The 19,388-nt window shown below is 39.2% G+C and carries 12 protein-coding genes; all 12 read right to left on the reverse strand.

What is annotated here, in order from left to right:
* Positions 1 to 344: 344 nt before the first annotated feature.
* On the reverse strand, positions 345 to 3,419 hold the full coding sequence (locus tag QZ076_RS16450) for a hypothetical protein (RefSeq protein WP_293714838.1): 3,075 nt from the start codon (positions 3,417 to 3,419) through the stop codon (positions 345 to 347).
* Between the two features lie 29 nt (positions 3,420 to 3,448).
* Positions 3,449 to 4,456: a hypothetical protein gene (locus tag QZ076_RS16455; protein WP_293714839.1), complete on the reverse strand. Its 1,008-nt coding sequence runs from the start codon at positions 4,454 to 4,456 to the stop codon at positions 3,449 to 3,451.
* 446 nt (positions 4,457 to 4,902) lie between these two features.
* On the reverse strand, positions 4,903 to 5,820 hold the full coding sequence (locus tag QZ076_RS16460; protein ID WP_293714841.1) for a hypothetical protein: 918 nt from the start codon (positions 5,818 to 5,820) through the stop codon (positions 4,903 to 4,905).
* A gap of 473 nt (positions 5,821 to 6,293) precedes the next feature.
* Positions 6,294 to 7,193 (reverse strand): hypothetical protein, encoded by a 900-nt coding sequence (locus tag QZ076_RS16465; RefSeq protein ID WP_293714843.1) that lies wholly within the window; start codon positions 7,191 to 7,193, stop codon positions 6,294 to 6,296.
* Positions 7,194 to 7,485: 292 nt separating this feature from the next.
* Positions 7,486 to 10,308: a fimbrial protein gene (locus QZ076_RS16470; protein WP_293714844.1), complete on the reverse strand. Its 2,823-nt coding sequence runs from the start codon at positions 10,306 to 10,308 to the stop codon at positions 7,486 to 7,488.
* Between the two features lie 31 nt (positions 10,309 to 10,339).
* Positions 10,340 to 11,350, reverse strand: coding sequence for a fimbrial protein (locus QZ076_RS16475; RefSeq protein WP_293714845.1), 1,011 nt, complete (start codon positions 11,348 to 11,350; stop codon positions 10,340 to 10,342).
* A 47-nt stretch (positions 11,351 to 11,397) separates the two neighbouring features.
* Complete coding sequence (locus QZ076_RS16480) at positions 11,398 to 12,426, reverse strand: hypothetical protein (protein WP_293714847.1); 1,029 nt, start codon at positions 12,424 to 12,426, stop codon at positions 11,398 to 11,400.
* Positions 12,427 to 12,685: 259 nt separating this feature from the next.
* Positions 12,686 to 13,945 (reverse strand): fimbrial protein, encoded by a 1,260-nt coding sequence (locus tag QZ076_RS16485; RefSeq protein ID WP_293714848.1) that lies wholly within the window; start codon positions 13,943 to 13,945, stop codon positions 12,686 to 12,688.
* 24 nt (positions 13,946 to 13,969) lie between these two features.
* Positions 13,970 to 15,058 carry a fimbrial protein gene (locus tag QZ076_RS16490; protein ID WP_293714849.1) on the reverse strand — a complete coding sequence of 363 codons (1,089 nt, stop codon included), beginning with the start codon at positions 15,056 to 15,058 and terminating at the stop codon, positions 13,970 to 13,972.
* A gap of 17 nt (positions 15,059 to 15,075) precedes the next feature.
* Complete coding sequence (locus QZ076_RS16495; RefSeq protein ID WP_293714850.1) at positions 15,076 to 16,050, reverse strand: FimB/Mfa2 family fimbrial subunit; 975 nt, start codon at positions 16,048 to 16,050, stop codon at positions 15,076 to 15,078.
* 48 nt (positions 16,051 to 16,098) lie between these two features.
* Positions 16,099 to 17,376 carry a fimbrial protein gene (locus QZ076_RS16500; RefSeq protein ID WP_293714852.1) on the reverse strand — a complete coding sequence of 426 codons (1,278 nt, stop codon included), beginning with the start codon at positions 17,374 to 17,376 and terminating at the stop codon, positions 16,099 to 16,101.
* A 588-nt stretch (positions 17,377 to 17,964) separates the two neighbouring features.
* Entirely contained in the window at positions 17,965 to 19,302 is a 1,338-nt protein-coding gene (locus QZ076_RS16505) for a fimbrial protein (RefSeq protein ID WP_293714854.1), read from the reverse strand.
* Positions 19,303 to 19,388 lie beyond the last annotated feature (86 nt).

Here is a 19,388-nt window from a genome sequence, read left to right on the forward strand (position 1 = left end):
GACCATTTGTCGGGTTTCCTTATATACTCTTCGCGAAACGCCCATACCAACAACATAACATTCATATCTAGAAAATTGTGAAGCAATTTTTGGGTAGGGGCGGTTCGTGAACCGCCCGATAATAGCGACAGGCTCACTTCTGACAAGAATCGAAACACTAACATCTGTCTGTACTGTTCCGGATAGTAACCGTAAGCCAGTTTATGCACTATTCACATCAAAAGAATATTCCAAATCACATTCACTCAAAATCCATTTGGAAAATGTCCATACATATGAAAAAGCCAGTGTTAGCTCAAATAAACTAACACTGGCTCATATCAAACTATTCTATCTCTACTTGATTACTTTTTTACAAAAATAATATCTCCTCCACTTTGAGTATATCCTACTAATTCTCCATAAGTAAAATCTCTTGGAACTCCACCCGGAACAGTGATTGTATACTTTTCTACTTTTTGCAAAACCAAGTTATCATCATTATAAGCATCGTTCTGACCAAACGCAAATACTGTTACACTCTTAGTAGATCCGTCACCTGTCACACCTATGGCTTTAATTGTCATTAGGTTCATGGGCTGCACTCTAGTGAGATTTCCATTCGCATCTTGAAGTTTTAGAAAACATTTTCCTAAATTAAATGTCACATATTCAATCACCGGATCCGGATTCGGATCTCTCACACATCTTACAAAACTAGCGTTATAGAAAGCATCAAGACCTATAGCTAAATTTTTTCCATTTTCAAAAGAGAATCTACCTGGGACATCAATAGGATTTGGCTCTGTACTAAAAATGTCATAACTTAAAGCCACTTTTCCCATATTTCCTGATATAAACGGAGTCGCATTCCAATAATATGCACCATAAGTATTAGATTCTGAATACTGTAATATACCAAACAGAGAATAGATATTTCCATACGCAGATCTATGCCCTACACCTATTTCATTCAAAACTTTTGAATCCCGACCAACTCCACCAATAAGTCCTTTTCCATAACCAAAAAATACATTTGTATTATCGTTTTTGTTTACAAATAAAGAACCTTTAGCAGGGTTACAATTATTATTTGGTTTTATCGTAGGATCTTGACCGTTCATCATTGCCAAATAATCCCAACCTCGTTCGTCTACAGAACCCGAAGGAGAATCGTCATGAACATATCCTGTATAAACAGCAACATTATTCTCTTTTTTTACCATCCGTTCATAACTCCACGCATCAGCTACTATATAATTTCTAGGACAAGGTCCTCGCTTGCTCTTTGCTGTTCGGGGTAAATTATTATTAATCGTAAAGTTATTTTGATTGTTTGAATTCCAATAATCGTCACGAGTTTGCCAGTTTGTATATACAGAGCTAGAAGCTACCTCCGGATAACCATAATTCTGAGTTCCAATAGAATATTCAATATTAGTATTTTCACCAGGACGTACTTCATATCCCGGATTATATGGATTCATAGCAACATCAACCCCACCATTAAACAACCAACCAGTTTGTGTAGGATAAGTCGTATTCACACCATAAGCATTCGCATCATCTGTTGTTTTTCCTAAACAGTTAAACGATGACCATGGATAATCTCCATCTCCCAACACTGTTGGCTGATACCCCTGACGTAAAAATATTTCATGCTCACAGCTATTGTTATGATACTTTACTATGATTTTACCAAAACGGGCACCATTAGTCATTCCTTGATCTCCATCAGCATTCGTATTTTCGCTATTAGGTTGATAATTAAATACAACTTCTCCAGCTCCTGTAATAAAGTTATTCACACCACTAACACTTTGCTCTCTATCCGTTGAACTAATCGTATACCAATCTCCCCCCGAAATAGTAGCTGTCCAGGGACCTTTTGATCCTAATATTTCATAACGTCCTTTACCGGATGATACATCCCCATTAAAACGCTTCACTTCGACCTTAACCAAATCTGTATTTTTAGCACTTTTATAATAGGCTATCGGATCTACCAAACGTGGCACCTGATGAACTGTTGCAGTATATTTTTTACCATTTTTCATAGTAAACGTTACATCCATTGTTTTTTCTTTGTAATCATGAATATTAGTTGTATTGGCTGTAAATTTTAGTATTCTAACGCCATCCAATGAGGAGTCCGCATAATCAAATCTACCGCCAATATCCGACGGGTTTGGGTTAGAGAGTTCCCCATACTCAATATTTTGTATGCCATTAACATCCCCGGTCACTTTCATTTCAACCGAAGAGTTTCCTAAATAACTGATATATACATCCGACACATTAATTGTATTGGGAATATTCTCCGTTTCTACGCGCCAGGAATCTTCTTCTATTGCACCATCTTTATGCAAAGTCAGAGTTACTTTATAGTTTACGTTACGTTGAACTGAAAAGTTCTTATATGCATCATTACCTAAAAAGAAACGATACTTGATTGTACCATCTTGTTCACTACTTGTTGATTCATATTTAGCAACAATTTCTATAAAAGAAGATAACCTATCCCCCTTTAACAATTCAGTATTGGTAGTAGCCTCCACAAAAGATTGTGGAGTTTTCGATCTTTGATCTGGCTTGCCATTCGTCATCTCACAAAACCCTTCCGGCTGCATATTCTCGTATAAATATAAAACAGCACCTTCACCTGTTGCAGAATTCCAGCTCCCCCTTTGTTTGTCATTCGCTGTAGAATATAGCAACTCACCGTCTCTAAGCGATCCAGACTCCGAAATAATCTTATTCGGCCCTTTCAATTTTCCGGTCATTGGAACATTATAAATTTTCAATGTTTGAGGAGTAATCGTAACACCGTTTGTCATATCTTTAAACTCAACAGCGACTGTTACCTTCGCATAAATACGGACCAACTCTGCAGTAATATTAGAATTCGTATTTACATTAAAAGGAATACCTGAAAAGCTATAAGAAGGTGTTCCTTGTTTCGGATCATTGGGATATGTATCTCCGGAAGCACACATAATCATCTGAGGTTGTCCGTTACTCAAAGAAAATTTTTTATTTTCCAACTCACTCCATGAAATAGAACTTAAATCACCTGCATTAGCTACAACATAAACGACACCAGATGCATTTTCACCAACTTCTATTGCTTCTGTTGTAAATGAATTTCCCGCATTCAATTGCTCAAAGTCACTTGATCCAGATTCATAATATTTAGAAGCCAGAAGTTCTTTATTCGTATTATACACCAGAACTGTTATATCCGTAACTGCAGGCGAAACCTCATCAGCAGCCTTTGTCATAGGATTTACAACCAGATTATCCGGTATACTAAAAGTCAGGCGAATACTCTTGCCATCACCCTTATTATTTCCATTTTCAAAATCATCTGTGCAAGCAAAAAATAATACGCTTAACAACAGAGTTGCCCAAACGGACATCGTATATTTTATCGTTTTCATAACTTCTTACTATTTAATTACCCTATTACTTAATACTTGTCATAATCACCATAATCAACATCAACTTCACAATTATCCCATTTTCTAACAGTAATAACTACCGTTAATGTTGAATTTTGAACATTTATTTTACCTTCAATATTATAAGCCCATCCATGAACAAAACCATCTGTTAGATGTCCTAAATTCGCTTGAGGTTTCAGATCAACAGAGTATGTTTGAGATTTAGTTTCATTAGTGCTTTCATTTACTAATTGACCTGTAACACTAAGTTTTATAACTTTACTTGTTTGATAAGTATAAAATAAAACCTTATTATTAGCAACTTCCTTATTTTTAATATCATATATTACATCTTCACGTCCATTCTTTCCGCCGTTTTCTATAATTAAATCAGATTCCTTACAAACAGAAGTTACAGTATAGCTCGATATATTAAATCTCCAAACACCCGCATTCGTAGTAATTGAGGGCACTGTAAAATCCACCCGTGCAACTAATTGCACAACTTCGATATTTATCTTTTCGTTCGTCGGAGGAAGTTTCAGCTCTTCATCTTTTGTTCCCACCTTTATCAGCTTCGTAGGATCGTCAAGCACCTGAGAGGAGGTCATAGCTTTCAGAGCAGCATAGTTACCCTTTGTTGTTCCGGCAAAAGCAGTAATCAATTTCTGCGACAAATTCTCATCCGCATTTGCAATACCTACAAAACGAACATGACCGGTAATTGTATTTACTGTTACACCTTCTCCTTTAATATCGTCTGTCGGTTCTACTTTCGCATAGCCAATACACTCATTAGGGTCAGCGTTTACATCAGCTTTCTTGAACACCAATATGAATCCGTCATTGATTCTTGCCTCGTCATCGGTAGCTGACGATTTCGTATCCGCCTTTGTCGTAGCCTCCAGTGCCGACATGGATACACCGATAGTAACAGGCAGTCCTTCTTTTTCGGAAGGCCCGATCAGTTCCTCCTTGACACAGGAGGAAAGACTGCATATTACTGCTAATAGTATAAGCATTTTACCCTTCATAATCGTACATATTTATTCATTTATATTTCTTATTTTATTGTTTCTGCTTCATCTCACATCCTCCCCTTGATATTTAAGGGATGTTTTGTTCGTAAAGATAATCGGTTTTTATCAGATTTCCATTTTTTCGTTTGATAATCCCCATCTTTAGCCAAACTTTGTTTTTTATTCTTTCCCAATGCAAATATACATCTGTTACGGAAAGTCCATCATAGGTACCTATTTCATGTTTAAGCGGTAAAAATTACAACCCGCAATATAGATAGAACTACCTATCCCGAACGATACTAATACACATCTGAATCTGAGAAGTTTGGTAAAAACGGATAAGGAAGAAAACGCTTTTTCATTCCTTATCCTATTAACTTGTTTCGAAAACTTAAATCGCCCTCACGGGTTTATCTTACACATCTTTTGAGACCCCTTATCTTTTATATGTCTTATTTTTATTCTGTCATATCCACAGAGAATGAGCTGTCGTTCCAGTCTGCAACTGTGAATGTTACAGTAGGAATGACATTGTTGCCTGTGATGTTTACCGAAATGTTCAGTTGGTAGTTGTAACCGGCTACTACTTTTACATCTTTATTGTCATGCTTGATCGTTACTTCTGTTGTCAACACCTTGCCACCATCTGTTGTGAATGTTAATCTCAATGCGGTTGCGTTAGTTGCATCGTTTGCGAAAGTGTAAAGAGTTGCAATATCTGTAGCAGAGCCATCTTTACCTCCTAAGACTGTTTCGCTTATATTTGCATCTACTGCTGTTTCATTTATTTTTGCATTACCTGCATTCAATGCAATCTCATTAACCTGGTTTACTAATTCTACTTTTGTCAGACTTACTGAGTTTGCATTAGTTAAAGAACTTACTGTTACTTTCTGCAGATCGATGCGGGCGGCAATCTGATTAACTGTGATTGCAGTGTTTGCTTCTGCTGTTGCTTCACCCATCTTAGGTAACTCGTTCAAATCGTTTGCATTCAGAACTACGTCTTCAATTGCAGTTCTTGAAGCTAATGTTGATAAAGTTGTCATTGTTGCAGCGGAGATATTAGCTACTGCTAGCACTTTCATACCAGCTTCTTGCTTTGTTTTGAAAGTTGCAGTTTCTTTTCCGGTTCTGTAACCTATCACATCTCCTTCTTTATTCAACAGGAAGAAACAAGCATTGGCTATCTCTTTTTCGTTATTGTTTGCAACACTCTTTGTTGCTACATTATTAATAGAGCAAGAAATAACAGCGTCTTCAACAGTTGCGTTGCTATTATTATTGTTCATATCGTTCAAGATATCGTTTTCTGTTGAGCAGGATACCATTGCGAAGATGATGCTGATGATTGTGATGATATTTCTTGTTTTCATAATGAATGAATTATTTCGTTGTTTTTGATATTGCAAAGATACGGCAGGCTTCACAAACCGTGTAGAGGCACATATTTCATGTTTAAGCGGTAAAAATTGCAGGATATAAAATAGATAGAACCACCCCTTCCGAACGATAGGAATACGCTTAAAATGCCTTTGAGCGACCTTCCGGCAAACAAAAGAGGGGCGTTCGTAAAAAAAACAGGGGGATATCTGTAAAAAGGCCTTTCCCTTATTCTATGCAAGGATATTAATCTATTCTAAAGCTATCAGAAAAGAATGCAAAACTATCTACATTCGATAAACATATATTCCGACACTTTAATTATTTGCAAAAAAAGAAGGATAAAGAAGAAAAACACGTTTTCTATCTTTATCCAAACTTAACCTAACCTAAACATTAACCTAAAATCATCGCCCATCACGGGTTAAATACAAACTAGTTATTATAAATTGTGTCTTGTATCCCATTATTTCATATCTACTGAGAATGAGCTGTCGTTCCAGTCTGCTACTGTGAATGTGACAGTAGGATCGATATTGTTGCCAGTGATGTTTACTGAGATGTTCAGTTTGTAGTTGTAACCGGCTACTACCTTTACTGCACCGTCATGCTTGATTGTTACATCTGTTGTCAACACCTTGCCACCGTCTGTTGTGAATGTTAATCTCAATGCGGTTGCATCAGCTCCATTGTTTGCGAAAGTGTAAAGAGTTGCGGTATCTTCAGCGGGTAATTCAGTAACTCCTATGCCTGCATTTACAAGTTCAGAATTCACATGAGCTTCGCTCTCATTCAATTTAATCTGATTAACCTGGTTTACTAATTCTACTTTTGTCAGAGTTACTGAGTTTGCATTAGTTAAAGAATTTACTGTTACTTTCTGCAGATCGATACGGGCAGCAATCTGATTAACTGTGATTTCTGTGTTTGTTGTTGCTGTTGCTTCACCCATCTTAGGCAACTCGTTCAAATCGTTTGCATTCAGAACTACTGCTTTGATTGCTGCTTTTGAAGCTAATGTTGATAAAGTTGCCATTGTTGCATCAGAGATATTAGCTACTGCCAATACTTTCATGCCTTCTTCTTTCTTTGTTTTGAAAGTTACTGTTTCTTTTCCGGTTCTGTAACCTAATACATCACCTTTTGCATCCAACAGGAAGAAACAAGCATTCTTAATCGTTGCTTCGTCTGTATTGTCAAGCGCCTTTGTTGCTACATTATTAATAGAGCAAGAAATAACAGCGTCTTCAACAGTAGCGTTTGCGCTATTATTAGTGTTCATATCGTTCAGGATATCGTTTTCTGTTGAGCAGGATACCATTGCGAAGATAATGCTGATGATTGTGATGATATTTCTTGTTTTCATAATGAATGAATTTTTATGTCCCTATACTTTCGTTGTTTTTGATATTGCAAAGATACGGCGGGTCCCACGAACCTGGCGGAGGTGCCGGTTTCATGTTTAAGCGGTAAAAATTGCAGTATATCAAATAGATAGAACCACCCATTCCGAACGATAGAAATACACCCGAATGCTTTTTTCAGCCTTGGCAAACACTCTTGGGGAAGGTATTTATAACAAAAAGAGAGGGAAACCTGTAAAGGCTCCCCTCTCATATATCTTAATCTATTCTAAAACGATCAGATTAGATGCAAAACTATCGGCCGTCTTTTACGCAACGCACATAATCTGTAGAATTTCCGGATAACGTCAAATAATTTCCTTCGGCTTGTCGAAAAGCCAATGTATAAATATCCTTCTTATAACCTAATGCGGAATAAGTACATGAGGGCAGCTGATCATAATAAGTTACCCCCTTGTCTACTCTTTTTGAAATTTCAGAACCAGAATATCCGGCTATAAGAGCCAGCTCCCGCTGATTGGGGATACGATATCCTTGCGGACATCCAGGAATTCTCCCGGTTCCCTTATCTTTATTATATGATGTAGACGATTTCGTATTCTTTTCATATACACTGAATCCTCCTTTATAAAGATAATTCATCGATCCACCTGTATGTTCCGCATGAAAACCGTCTATCGTAGTAAACTTTTCCGATCGCAAAGCCATCGGAGAGAGCTTCGACACATCTACAGAGGTCACATAGTCATTCGATTTTTCTACTGTAACATAATCCTCCGGTTGATCGTTTGCAGACCCTGGCTTTCCAACTTTCGTTCCCAGATTACGGGCACAACGAACATAAAAAGCATTCTTATTATCAACTGTATTCCCAGTAGAAACACCTTCCTCAGTCCAAAAACGAACACCGTTACTACTCATTAAATGATATGTAAAACGATTATCCTCATCTATGCTTTTAATTGCCCCTTGCAATAAACGCGCTTCCGCAGGCAATGCATCTAGCCCTATCCATAAACCCACATATTGATTAGTAGCTGGTAAGTACCAACGAATTTCATCATCATTTATTACACCATCACCATCTATATCGCGGTTTCTGTGCAAACATATATATTCGGCATATTGTCGAGCGGAACTACCCGGAGCGAAACTGTTATTCGAAGCGGTTACATAATCAACCCATTTAGTACTTTTATTTCCTTTAAAAGTACCATCATCCCAAAAAGCGAACATATTATACAATCCATTCGTTTTGGTTTCCGTATAAACCTGCTTCTTCTTTAACATAAGAGACGGGAATTGCTGCGTCTCCTCCCTAACCGTTTCAATACCCCAAGCAGTTTCCAAAGAGGGATTCTCTACATTATAAATACTCTTGATAGAACGCTGGCTGATCAATATGCTCGATGTCGTCAGGCTACTTTGCTTATCAAAGCTATATTTTGTATTACAAAGGATATGCATCTGACGGTTTTTTACGTTGACAAACTTTTTCCAGGATGCATTATCATCCCCCCCCGGTTCCTTATCATAATAAAATTCATTGACAAAGATGGTGTATGTAGCTTTTCCATTTTCCCAATAAGCTTGACCACTATCGTTCCTATGATCATTCAAATCTTCAAGAACCTCCTTTATCGTTTGAAGTTTATTTTTGCTTTTCGCTTCACTATAACTCATATAGCCTTTACCAGAGGTAGTCTTCGCAAACTCCACCCACTTGTAATCTGTCAAATGATCAGTTGCTTGTCCATCCTTTATTTCAAAATAACCGCTTTTACCCAACTCAAATGATTCGTAGGGAGTACTAACCTCTACTGACAAATTACTTAAATGATCCTTACTGAAAGTAATACTCTGCACTTCGTAATGTGCATCCAGCAACAAACTTTGATCGGCAATAACTACATCGCCTTCTGCCCCGGGTTGCTTTTCCTGGAAACCACCTTCATATCCTTCCTGACTCGACTCTACTTCCAGCTTTATATTCTCAACATTCTTAATAGATACTTTATATGTATACGATTTTCCCCGCTCACTGTTAAAATCGGATGCTACATTATTTACATACCCCAAATGGATGGTATAACGTACATCGGCACTCGTTTTGATCTTCTTTTCATTGTCATATTCATAATAAGTACCTCTTATCACGACATAAGTCGAGCGCGGATCGGCATATAGATACGCGCCGTTCAGTCCCTTTTCATCTTTTTCTTGTTTCTCACGCAAGGCATAATCATTAATTTCTTCTTTTGCCGGTTTACGATTCTCACTCATATAGAATACGAATGAACCGCCTTTGTATCGGTTTAAATTATTAAAATCAGTAGATTCAAATCGATAAGCCTGTTCCTGATTAAAAAAATGACTTTCCTCTACAGATGCATCTACGTTCGAATCAAACAGATAACTCTTATTTGGCACCTGACAGACACGCCAGTCGGTAGGTATAAACTCTTTCAATCCTGCCTCATCATCGGCAATCGTCACATCAAATTTAATTTTCGAGTCCAGGTGACGCAAAAACAACTTACCGCCTAAAGTAATTGTACCATTACTAGCATTGGAAGCATCCAATTCACACAGACCTGTTTCAGAAAGGGATTCGGTCAAATTCTTTCCCCAATACCCACTCATTACGAAACCAGCCGGACGCACCAACTGATTAATACTCAGAGTAGCTACTTTTTGCTGTAAGTCGCTCCATTTTTCTACCCGATCTACCTCATTTTTAATATCCTCTATATCTGCCGACGACAGATTGGCTACCGCCACAATTCGTTTCTTACCGGAAGTCAGGCCGGTAAGTTTTAAGGAAGCAGCTATAGCTGTCGTTTTTCCCGCCGCCTCTTCCGGATATTTAAAAAGCTTTTCAAGATCACCATTCTTCCTGAATACAAACACGCGTAAATCTTTTACTGAATTTTCCAACTCCGTTCCCATATCGGCACGAGTAGTTATCTGCTGCATTTCGGGAGAGGTGAATGACAAAGTCACATCTACAGGAATACCTTCCATTACCTCCTTTTTAGTTATTTCGCTTTCATCTACACACGAACTATAAAAGAAAAGGCAACATAACAGGCTTACTACGATTCTATATTGTTTCATACCTAACTCTTTTTTTATTTATCCTGATTACTTATTCAAAGGGGGGAATCTCTACATCTTCCACTTTTTCCAGTTCAACAACCACCCACTCAACGGTAGCATCCACATTCGGGCTGACTTTCAGCGTTCCGGTTGCTTCATAATAACCACCTGCTAGGATACCATCAGTCGAGACTACGCTGTTCCGGTTGATTACTATTTTGTAAGTGACGTTTGAAACACTCTGTCCGGTTTTCGTGTTTAACAAATTACCGTTAACAGTAACAGTTATAGGCGCTTTAGCCATATCTTTCTTTTGAAAAGTATAGAAACCAAAGCCTATCTCATTCCCTGTTAATGTGCAAGATAATTCAGTATCCTTCGTGGTAGGTTCTGTTACAGTACTCGTTTCAGCATCGTTTATAATAAGCGGGCTTTGCAACATTATGCCGCTGACAGAAACTTTAGGAGCTGGAGAGAATTGCCAAACAGCAGTCGTATTACCTTCCTCCTGCAAATATAGCTTTACCCTTATCTTAGACGTCAATTGTTTTAAGTCAACTTTAGCTGTTGTATTATCAACCGTAAATGTATGCTCAGTTTGTCCAACTTTTATTAAATCACCAACCAGATTGCTATATTCTGCATAAACAACATTGCTAAATTCCTGATAAGAAGTATATCCTTTATATTTCGAAATATCCGGAGAGTTAGCAATGACCAGAATATGAACCGGCTCACCGGTAGGAACAATCAAATCATTCACAGAAATAACACCTCCATTATCTTTGGAAATCCTTTCTTCACTGTAATTGGTAATCAACCCGGAAGGCTCACCATTTGAATCCTTAAAAATACCCACATAATAATTCTTTATCTGCACTTCCTGCGGTTCTGCATCTACAGAGCCATTTTCTCCTTCCGCTTTCGTTATCGGATCGACAGAGAATGAGATAGATACCGACTCCGTTTTTAACTCATCAAGTATCACTTCCTCCGAACAAGAGAAAAAGAAAGCTGAGAATACAGTCAATCCAATCGATATATACCCTAATTTTTTCATGCAATTTGTTTATTTTAGCCCTACAATTTCCAATTTCGTATCAATTCTCACTCAGCTTCTATTTCACCGAGATCAATTTCTCCATAATCCAGCCACGGCAGTACGGTAGCCTCCACCGACGCTTTGATATTACTGTTATCGACCCTGACTGTGAGATTCAATTTGTAATAATAGCCGGGGCGAACTACTTCATTTACACTTTCTCCTGATGTTGTTTTCAACGGAACAGAAGCAGTAATCGTTTTACCACCATAAAGGAAAGATAGCTTTACGGACGTCTTATAATCCACATTCTCATTCGGGTAAACGAAACAACCCGGATACTCATTGTCTTTCTGTATATTAAAAGTCTTTCCATCAGGAGCCAGGTCATAAGAGAATGTAAGAGGATCGTCACTCATTGTTAAATTACCTCCGTCAAGATCCTGATTGACAACCCTATTCAGGAAAGCAATTTCCGTCAACCGGAAATCTTCAGGAAGAATACCGTGATCCATCACATAATTCAAATTCTCTACACTAATATGTGATGTAAGCTGGTCCAGCTGCATCATAACTTCGGCAGAATGACCTTCTCCAACAGGTTTAGTTTTAGTAAACGGCGCTTTGGGTAAATAAGTTTGATCACTTGAAATATCTGATAAAGGAACTTTTCGAATATTAATATAGGAGGTTTGTTTCTTCAACTCCTCTATTCCTTTATCTGACACATTCGCGATTGCGTAAACACTTAGATCTGCATTTTTCTTTGCGTAAAACCGGTAGGATGGCGTTGCCGATTCACTTTCTGTATCCGATTTTCTATACACTCCGACATTTTTCACTACATCACCCTCAAAAAGGAAAAATACGGCATTATGTATTTCATCAGACGGAATGATCGCTTTATCATCTGCCTTTGAAGGAATCACCGATATTGCAGGATTAATATTAACATCAATATAAAATTCTGTGTTATTACCCTCTGATTCCCCTATACCATTTTCGATGTCACTGAGTACGGATTCATCCTCCATTGAACACGCGAACGTAAACAACAGGATCAGAATGCAACTCCAATTGCATTTGAAATTCATAAGTTTTCGAAATTTTTATATGCTCTATTTGACTACAAAAGTGGGGAAAGTGAAAAGAAGACGCGGCCTGTATTACTGTCATTTTACAGGTTAAAACTATCATATACGCAAATAGATAGAAATGCACCTTATTATGACACGAACACATATCACGGAATAAAAAGAATGGAGAAAATATCATAAAGAAAGGTAAGGCTATTAACATGAAAAGGGCAATCCACAGTTGCAGATTGCCCTTTTTATATTTTAAAAGTTTGTTCTATTGGGGAGTTACCACCTCTTCTTGCTCCATCGGTTTCCAACCTTCAGCTGTAATAGTTACTTTTATATCAAGATTATCCTGTGGATGATTCTCATCACCGGAACCTTCACCAGAAATAGTTATATCCAGCGAATAAGAGGTATTAGCCACCACCCGGCGAAGTGCATCAGACGCATTACTATCTCTCAAATAAACCCTGAAATGCTTCAACTCTTCCGGATATCCGGGTGCTCTTTGAAATTTTCCACCTATAACCAAACCTGTTTCATAGAGATTATCATTCTCTTTAACTCCATTTGGAAAGATATAACGAGTAAAACCAAGATCACTTGCTGAATACTCCTTTTTATTTTCTGCACCAGCACCATTCACAGTACCGCTCAAATCTGTAATTATAGCACCTGGCTTTGTTGTACCAATTCCACTTGTACCAGTGCCCGGTATAATCCAGCCTGTTTCTACCGGTTCGAATACATACTGGTTGGACTGATAGCCTTTCACATAATCACCAATACCTTTTAATTCTAAATCGGCACCTGAGCGTACATTTACCAGAGAAAGTGTTTCCAATTTGAAAGTGGCCTGTTGGCCTTCAATCGGTTGATAACCACTCAAATTAACCGTAATTTTATTTACTGTAACACGCGCCAGCATACGGGTTAATTCGACCGCCTCAGTCTCCTCTGCAGTTCTCTTTACAACGCCATCATCGGCATTGTTTATCCAATTGTTAGTTACATATCCGTCACCCTGTTTCTCTGATTCTTTCAAACCTGAAATTTCCAATGTTCTTACCATCGGTAAAGCCTTATCTCCTGCTGCATAATTTCCAATCGCTTTATCCAATCCGGCCTTTCCTACAATTTCATTCAGCTTCTTAACCTGACAGTCTGCAATATTGGCAATCAAAACAGCTTGATATTTAGCATTCAGGTTAGGCACAATCTTTACAAGGATACCCTCTATCCTATCAACAGTTTTCTCAGCATTAAAGTCGCTTTCGTCCTCAATAGCTCCCGTTCTGCCATATCCCACAACATTTCCGTCTTTATCAGCAATATAGGCATTCAGCGAATAAATTTTAGTGTCGGTAGGAGTTCCCTCTGCCTTTGTTCCCGGCTGGGTGGTTGCTTTTGCAATGAAAGACACTACTGCGTCCACCGGCTCCTGCTGCTCGATGCCAGGATCGTCTTCTTTCGAGCAAGAAGCGAACGACAGCGCCAACAGAGAAAGCAATAATATATTTTTGATTTTCATACCTATTCTTTATTTATGATTATGTTACTCTATCTCCACATCCTGAGTAACCGGTCCCCAGGCCACTACTTCGACCTTAACGTCGAGTTCTGCCATCGGATTCAGTATCGGATCGAAGCTGTTTTTACCAAAAGTAAGTGTCAGACGATACACGTGGTTACGCTTAACATATTTATGAGCCACACCCTGTATCAGCACACCGCTCAGATTGACCGTGGCTGTGAACGTTTTCGTTTCAGCCAGATACTGATCATTTGCCAGCAAAGTTGCTCTTACGCGCAATTGAGTCGGCAGATCCTTCCCGTCGTTTTCCAACACATAACCACGAAGTATTACACCTGTTATGGGATTACCATCATATATATCCCTGTTGAGTGTAACAGGTGCTATCTGACCGTAGTTTTTCGTATTGTCCATTACCACGCCCCAATAGCCTTCGCTAAAGAAATGTGAACTCGTCTTTGTATTGATAACCGATACCTCTTCCACCCTTACAGTGCGACCTTCGAGCACACTGGCGCTGAAGTCGGTATAGATACCGTTCAGGTCGAGACGGGCAGCCAGACGGGTCACTTCCAGCGGCGTATTGATATTATTGATGTTTTCCTCTTTAGACACCGAGCTGTATCCCAGATAATTATCGCCTGCCACCAGCGGCTTTACCGTCGAGATCACCTCGCTGCTCATGGTCAGGTTGTCTCTTTTCTGGTCGGCCAGCTGTGCAAGCAATGCCTGCATCTGGCTGTAGGATGTCACGTTGGCAAAAGGATTGCCAACGGTATTGGTCACGATCACGATCTTTGCCATCCCCGAACTGGCAGGGATATCCGGCAAAGTAATCGAGCCGTTTCCCGACACTTCAGTAAAGTAAGGCTCTATCTGCAAAGTCGAACCGCTTTCGTTGAACTGCAAGACAGACACATTATTGATATTTGCCTCGCCCGACAGTTCTTCATTGTCGGCTTTTGTTCCGGCTCCCGAAGCCTGCAAGCTGATAGTCAGCCTTGCATCTCCTGTCTTGTTATTCGGTGAATCGCCATCGGAGTCTTTCGAGCAACTGCTCAAGGCTGCCGCAATCATCAATCCGCCGAGTAATATATTTTTTATCTTCATAATCTTCATCGTATTTATCATAATATAATATCATCATCTACAACACCCCAGGGGGTTACTCTGATCTTTGCCGAAAGCGAACCGTCTTTCTTGAATACCAGAATGATATCTGTACGCTGAGAGTTTACGATATTGATCGGTTCCATTTCTCCGGTCTGTGTATTTTCGGCTTCAGACACAGTTCCGAGAGTCTGTCCGTTGTAGTCGATAGATACCGACAGCTTCTCACCCGAAAAAGCATTCTGCCGACCGCCGTACAACCGTTTGCCGGTAGCCACTTTATCCATCTGCCCGGTCGTGCTCCATTCCTTTGTTTCGCGCGGATCGGCTTCACTGTCGGGCTTGTAAGAGATGATACTTCCGGTCTGTGTTCCGGTGTAGTCGTAAGTGTCGAGCGTATTGGTCATACCGAAGTTATATTCGCCGGAACTTTTCAGTCCGTATACGCGTTGTGCATTTTCGAGTCCTTCCGTTTTGATGGTGAAGGTTCCTACCTTGAGGCGCACCACAACGGTGTCGAGTCCTGCCACACCACCATCCATGGTGGTGACATCTTTTTTACCATAGAAAAGGCTGTCGGGGGTCTGGCTTACCACGCCGTTATCGCTTTTCAGCATGAGCTTTAGGTCTTCAATCGTCTTGGCATCCGTCACGGTCTGGTTCTTTTCGTCGCCCAGATTACCCCATGCAACGATGTGCAGTTTGCGATCCGAAGGATAGTTCTTCAGTTCGATTTCCTGCCGCGAAGTGATAAAATCGAGATCGAGGTTTCTTTTTTCGAGGAAATTAAGTTCTTCATCAAAAAAGTAGAGTGAGGCATCACGCACATCCCCGAGGGGAGTGATGTCCTGTCCTCCTGCATTTTCCACTTTCAAGGTTAACTTGTTGTTTTTACAAGCATCCAGTTCTTCCTTGATGCATCCGGTAGTCAGGATCCCCATCACACCGAGCAGAAGAAGATAGTTTTGTTTTACAAATGATATATGCTTCATAATAATCTATATTTTTATTATTACCCTATTCGTTTAGTAGCTGAAAAGTTAATCGACATTGTCTACAAGCCCCACCTTCTCCCACTCTTTCACTGTAACAACAGCACCGACATAAGCTCTTTTCGATGGATCGGGACCGGGAGAACCGGGACCTTTCACAGTGATAGACAATTCATATTTTACATTACGCTTAACACCCTTATGAACAGCCACACCTGAGGTAGGATTCGTTCCGTCGTTCACTACGATTGTATAATAGACTCCTTCGGCTGTTTCTTGTTTTCCTGTGTTATTTGAAATATATGTATAATCCCCTTGAATGATAAGCACAGTTGGAGCGCTGGCCAATGCATCCTTACTTTCGTAAACATAGAAATAGTTACCGATAGCTGATTTTCCTTTGTCATTATTTAGTGATGCATCTCCTTCTTTCAAGACAACTTTTCCCAATGCAGTTGCGCCTGCGTCATAATAAGGAAATCCCAGAGAAGCCCAATTATTCTCCTCTTTGAACTCATAACACAAAAAGTTTTTTGTTGCACCTTTCATAATAAGGGAAGATTCTCCGGCAGTGACAGCCTGAGCATCATAATAACCTAACCACCAAAATTCTTCTGGTGTTTCTGTAGGAGTAGTAAATTCCACTGCCCCCCAGTCCGGAGCAGAAACAGACCCGGTTGTCTTATCTTCTGAAGCCAAATAAGATTTACTCTTTACGTTTGCCACATACACTTTTTTCAAATCGAAACTAACAGGTGTACCGAAGTCGTTATTATCCATATCCAGTATCAATGTAGAAAGCTGTATACGTGCAACATTGCGGTAAAGCTTAATAGGATTCGAGTAACCCTGGATAGAGCCAGCACCATATCCGAGAGTATTCTTTTTGCTGGCCGTGATCGTAATATCCATCACATCACTACTCATTGATAGCTTACCGGGAACTTCATTATCCAAATTTGCAGTAACTTTCATAGCTTCGCCATAGGACATACCCACATTATAGCTGCTGCTATATTTACTGACGTTAGCAAGTAAAAGCGCTTTCATATTACCCGGTTTCACTGGTATATCCGTAATTTCCTGCACATTATCACCTGTCTTCGTTTCTTTTTTATATAACTCATCGCCAATAAAAAGAAGAACAGTAAGATCAGATATCTTATCCTGCGGATCAACCTCCGCCTTTGTAGAAGGATTAACGAGTATAGACAAAGTTGTTTCAGTAGGTGTGACCGGGGTTTCACCGCCGTCACCATCATCTTTGGAGCATGAAAGAAGCACGCATGCCGCCAATAGCGAAATAAAATAATACTTTAGTTTCATAGGTGTATTTGAATTTTTGTTCTTTTCGTATTCTGCTTCACAAAGGTATGATGTTCAATCTCATGCTCATATAGGTGCTACTCTCTATATTAATAGACAAAGCTATCAACTCTTATATTGATAGTTTTGCACATGTATAATCATTATTCCGCAAAGATAACATTATTTCAGCAGAATACACCAAAAAGCCATTAAAGATCAAAGGACATAGAAAAAAACAATCTTCTTCGATCCGGCTTCATCCGAAGGGTTCAGGCATCCATAAAAGATGACATCCTGTCGTTCCTCCTGCTTTCTATCGGGAAGGCCGGTGTTTCACCATAATGAAACAGATGTTTCTTCAGGAAGAAACAAGTGTTTCTCCTATATGAAACACTTGTTTCACTACCATGAAATAGGTGAAACAAATGGAGATATTAAAGACCAACAAGTCACATATCTTCCGTATTCCTACCGACAGAATTTAAACACCCGCCCTATTTCTGTCAAAATGACAGCTTACATGTTATTATTCTTCACCGGAGCGCATAAAAAAAGCCCCCGATATCGGGGGCTTTTGTATTTCGAATTTTCTGATTGGTTAGAATATTATTCTACAGTTTCTTCCTGAGTTACTGTACCAAAGTCTACAACTCTTACCTTAGCATCCATAAATGTATCACCACCTTCACCACCAGGATTACCACCATCAGGCTTAGGACCGAATGGAGTTTCATATCCAGGACCTGTGATTGTCAGATTAACTACATATTTTAAGTTACGAAGTACACCGCTTACAACAGGAGCAGCACCTGCTGCCGCACCACGCAAACCATTGTAATCAGCAGTAAGTTCAGCTAAAATAGAACCATAACCTACTGCAATCGGATAGAAACGTCCTGCTTCTGTAATCGTTGTTGAATTTCCATTTTTATCCAAACCTGTATAAGAGAAGTCTGCCTGAACAACTAAAAGAGTATTGAAGTTATCATCAGTCTGATTAGCTTCTGTATTTTCATATGTATAGAAAGGAGCAACATCACCTGATGCAATAGCTTCCTTATTGGCAATTACTCTTTCATAGTCACCATCAGCAATCGGAGTATATAAAGTCGGAGTAGTTATGTACTGATAAACTTTAGTAAAGCTACCATCTACCATATATTTAACCCATTTTGCATAAGTTTCATTTGCTGCACCATTTACATAGTTTGCAGGAGCAGTGTTAGCTTTTGCCACACTCCAATCCGTTGCACCCCATTCAGCTCCATTGCTACCAACCAATGTTGTTTTATTATGACCATGCAATACAAACACTTTAGTAATATTGATTGCAGCACTTGGATATTGAGTAGCATTAACTGCGCCTTTCACCACTGTATTCATATGAATACGAGCAACATTACGATACAATTTAACAGGAGCACCCACTCTTTGATAAGATGCTTGTTCTGCTTTACCTTCACCATCGTCATAACCAACATAAGTTGTGCCACTTGCAGCAACAGTTACAGGAATAACAGCACTATTCATTGAAAAACCGTTTGCTGCAGTTTCGTTTTCAATAGTACGAGTCAAAGCTAACACATCAGCTTTTGACATACCATCAGTTATACCACCCTTTCCAACATTCGCTAAGACTATAATTTCTTTATTACCCGGCTTAATACCTCCTGTTTTAACAGCTTTTCCAGCTCCAGCCTCTCCATCAGCAGTACCTACTGTTTCTACTACACCTGCGTTAAAAACAACCAGCGCTAAGTTTTTAATCTCAGCATCCACACCTTGAGCCGGCATAGCTTTTGTTGTAGGCCCAACTAATTGCACCTCCAGTGTAGCATTAGCTTCCCCATTACCACCACCAACATCTACACCATCTTCGTCTTTTGAGCAAGAAGCGAAGGCACATGCGATCATAGTCGCATACATTAAATTTCTAAGTTTCATAATTAAAAAATATTTAAAAAGTTAATAAAATCGGATGTTTAAATCCCTATACTTAATTACATTCATATATTACTAAAAATCATCGG

Origin of the sequence: uncultured Parabacteroides sp., from assembly GCF_905196875.1 — a bacterium.
Lineage (GTDB): Bacteria > Bacteroidota > Bacteroidia > Bacteroidales > Tannerellaceae > Parabacteroides.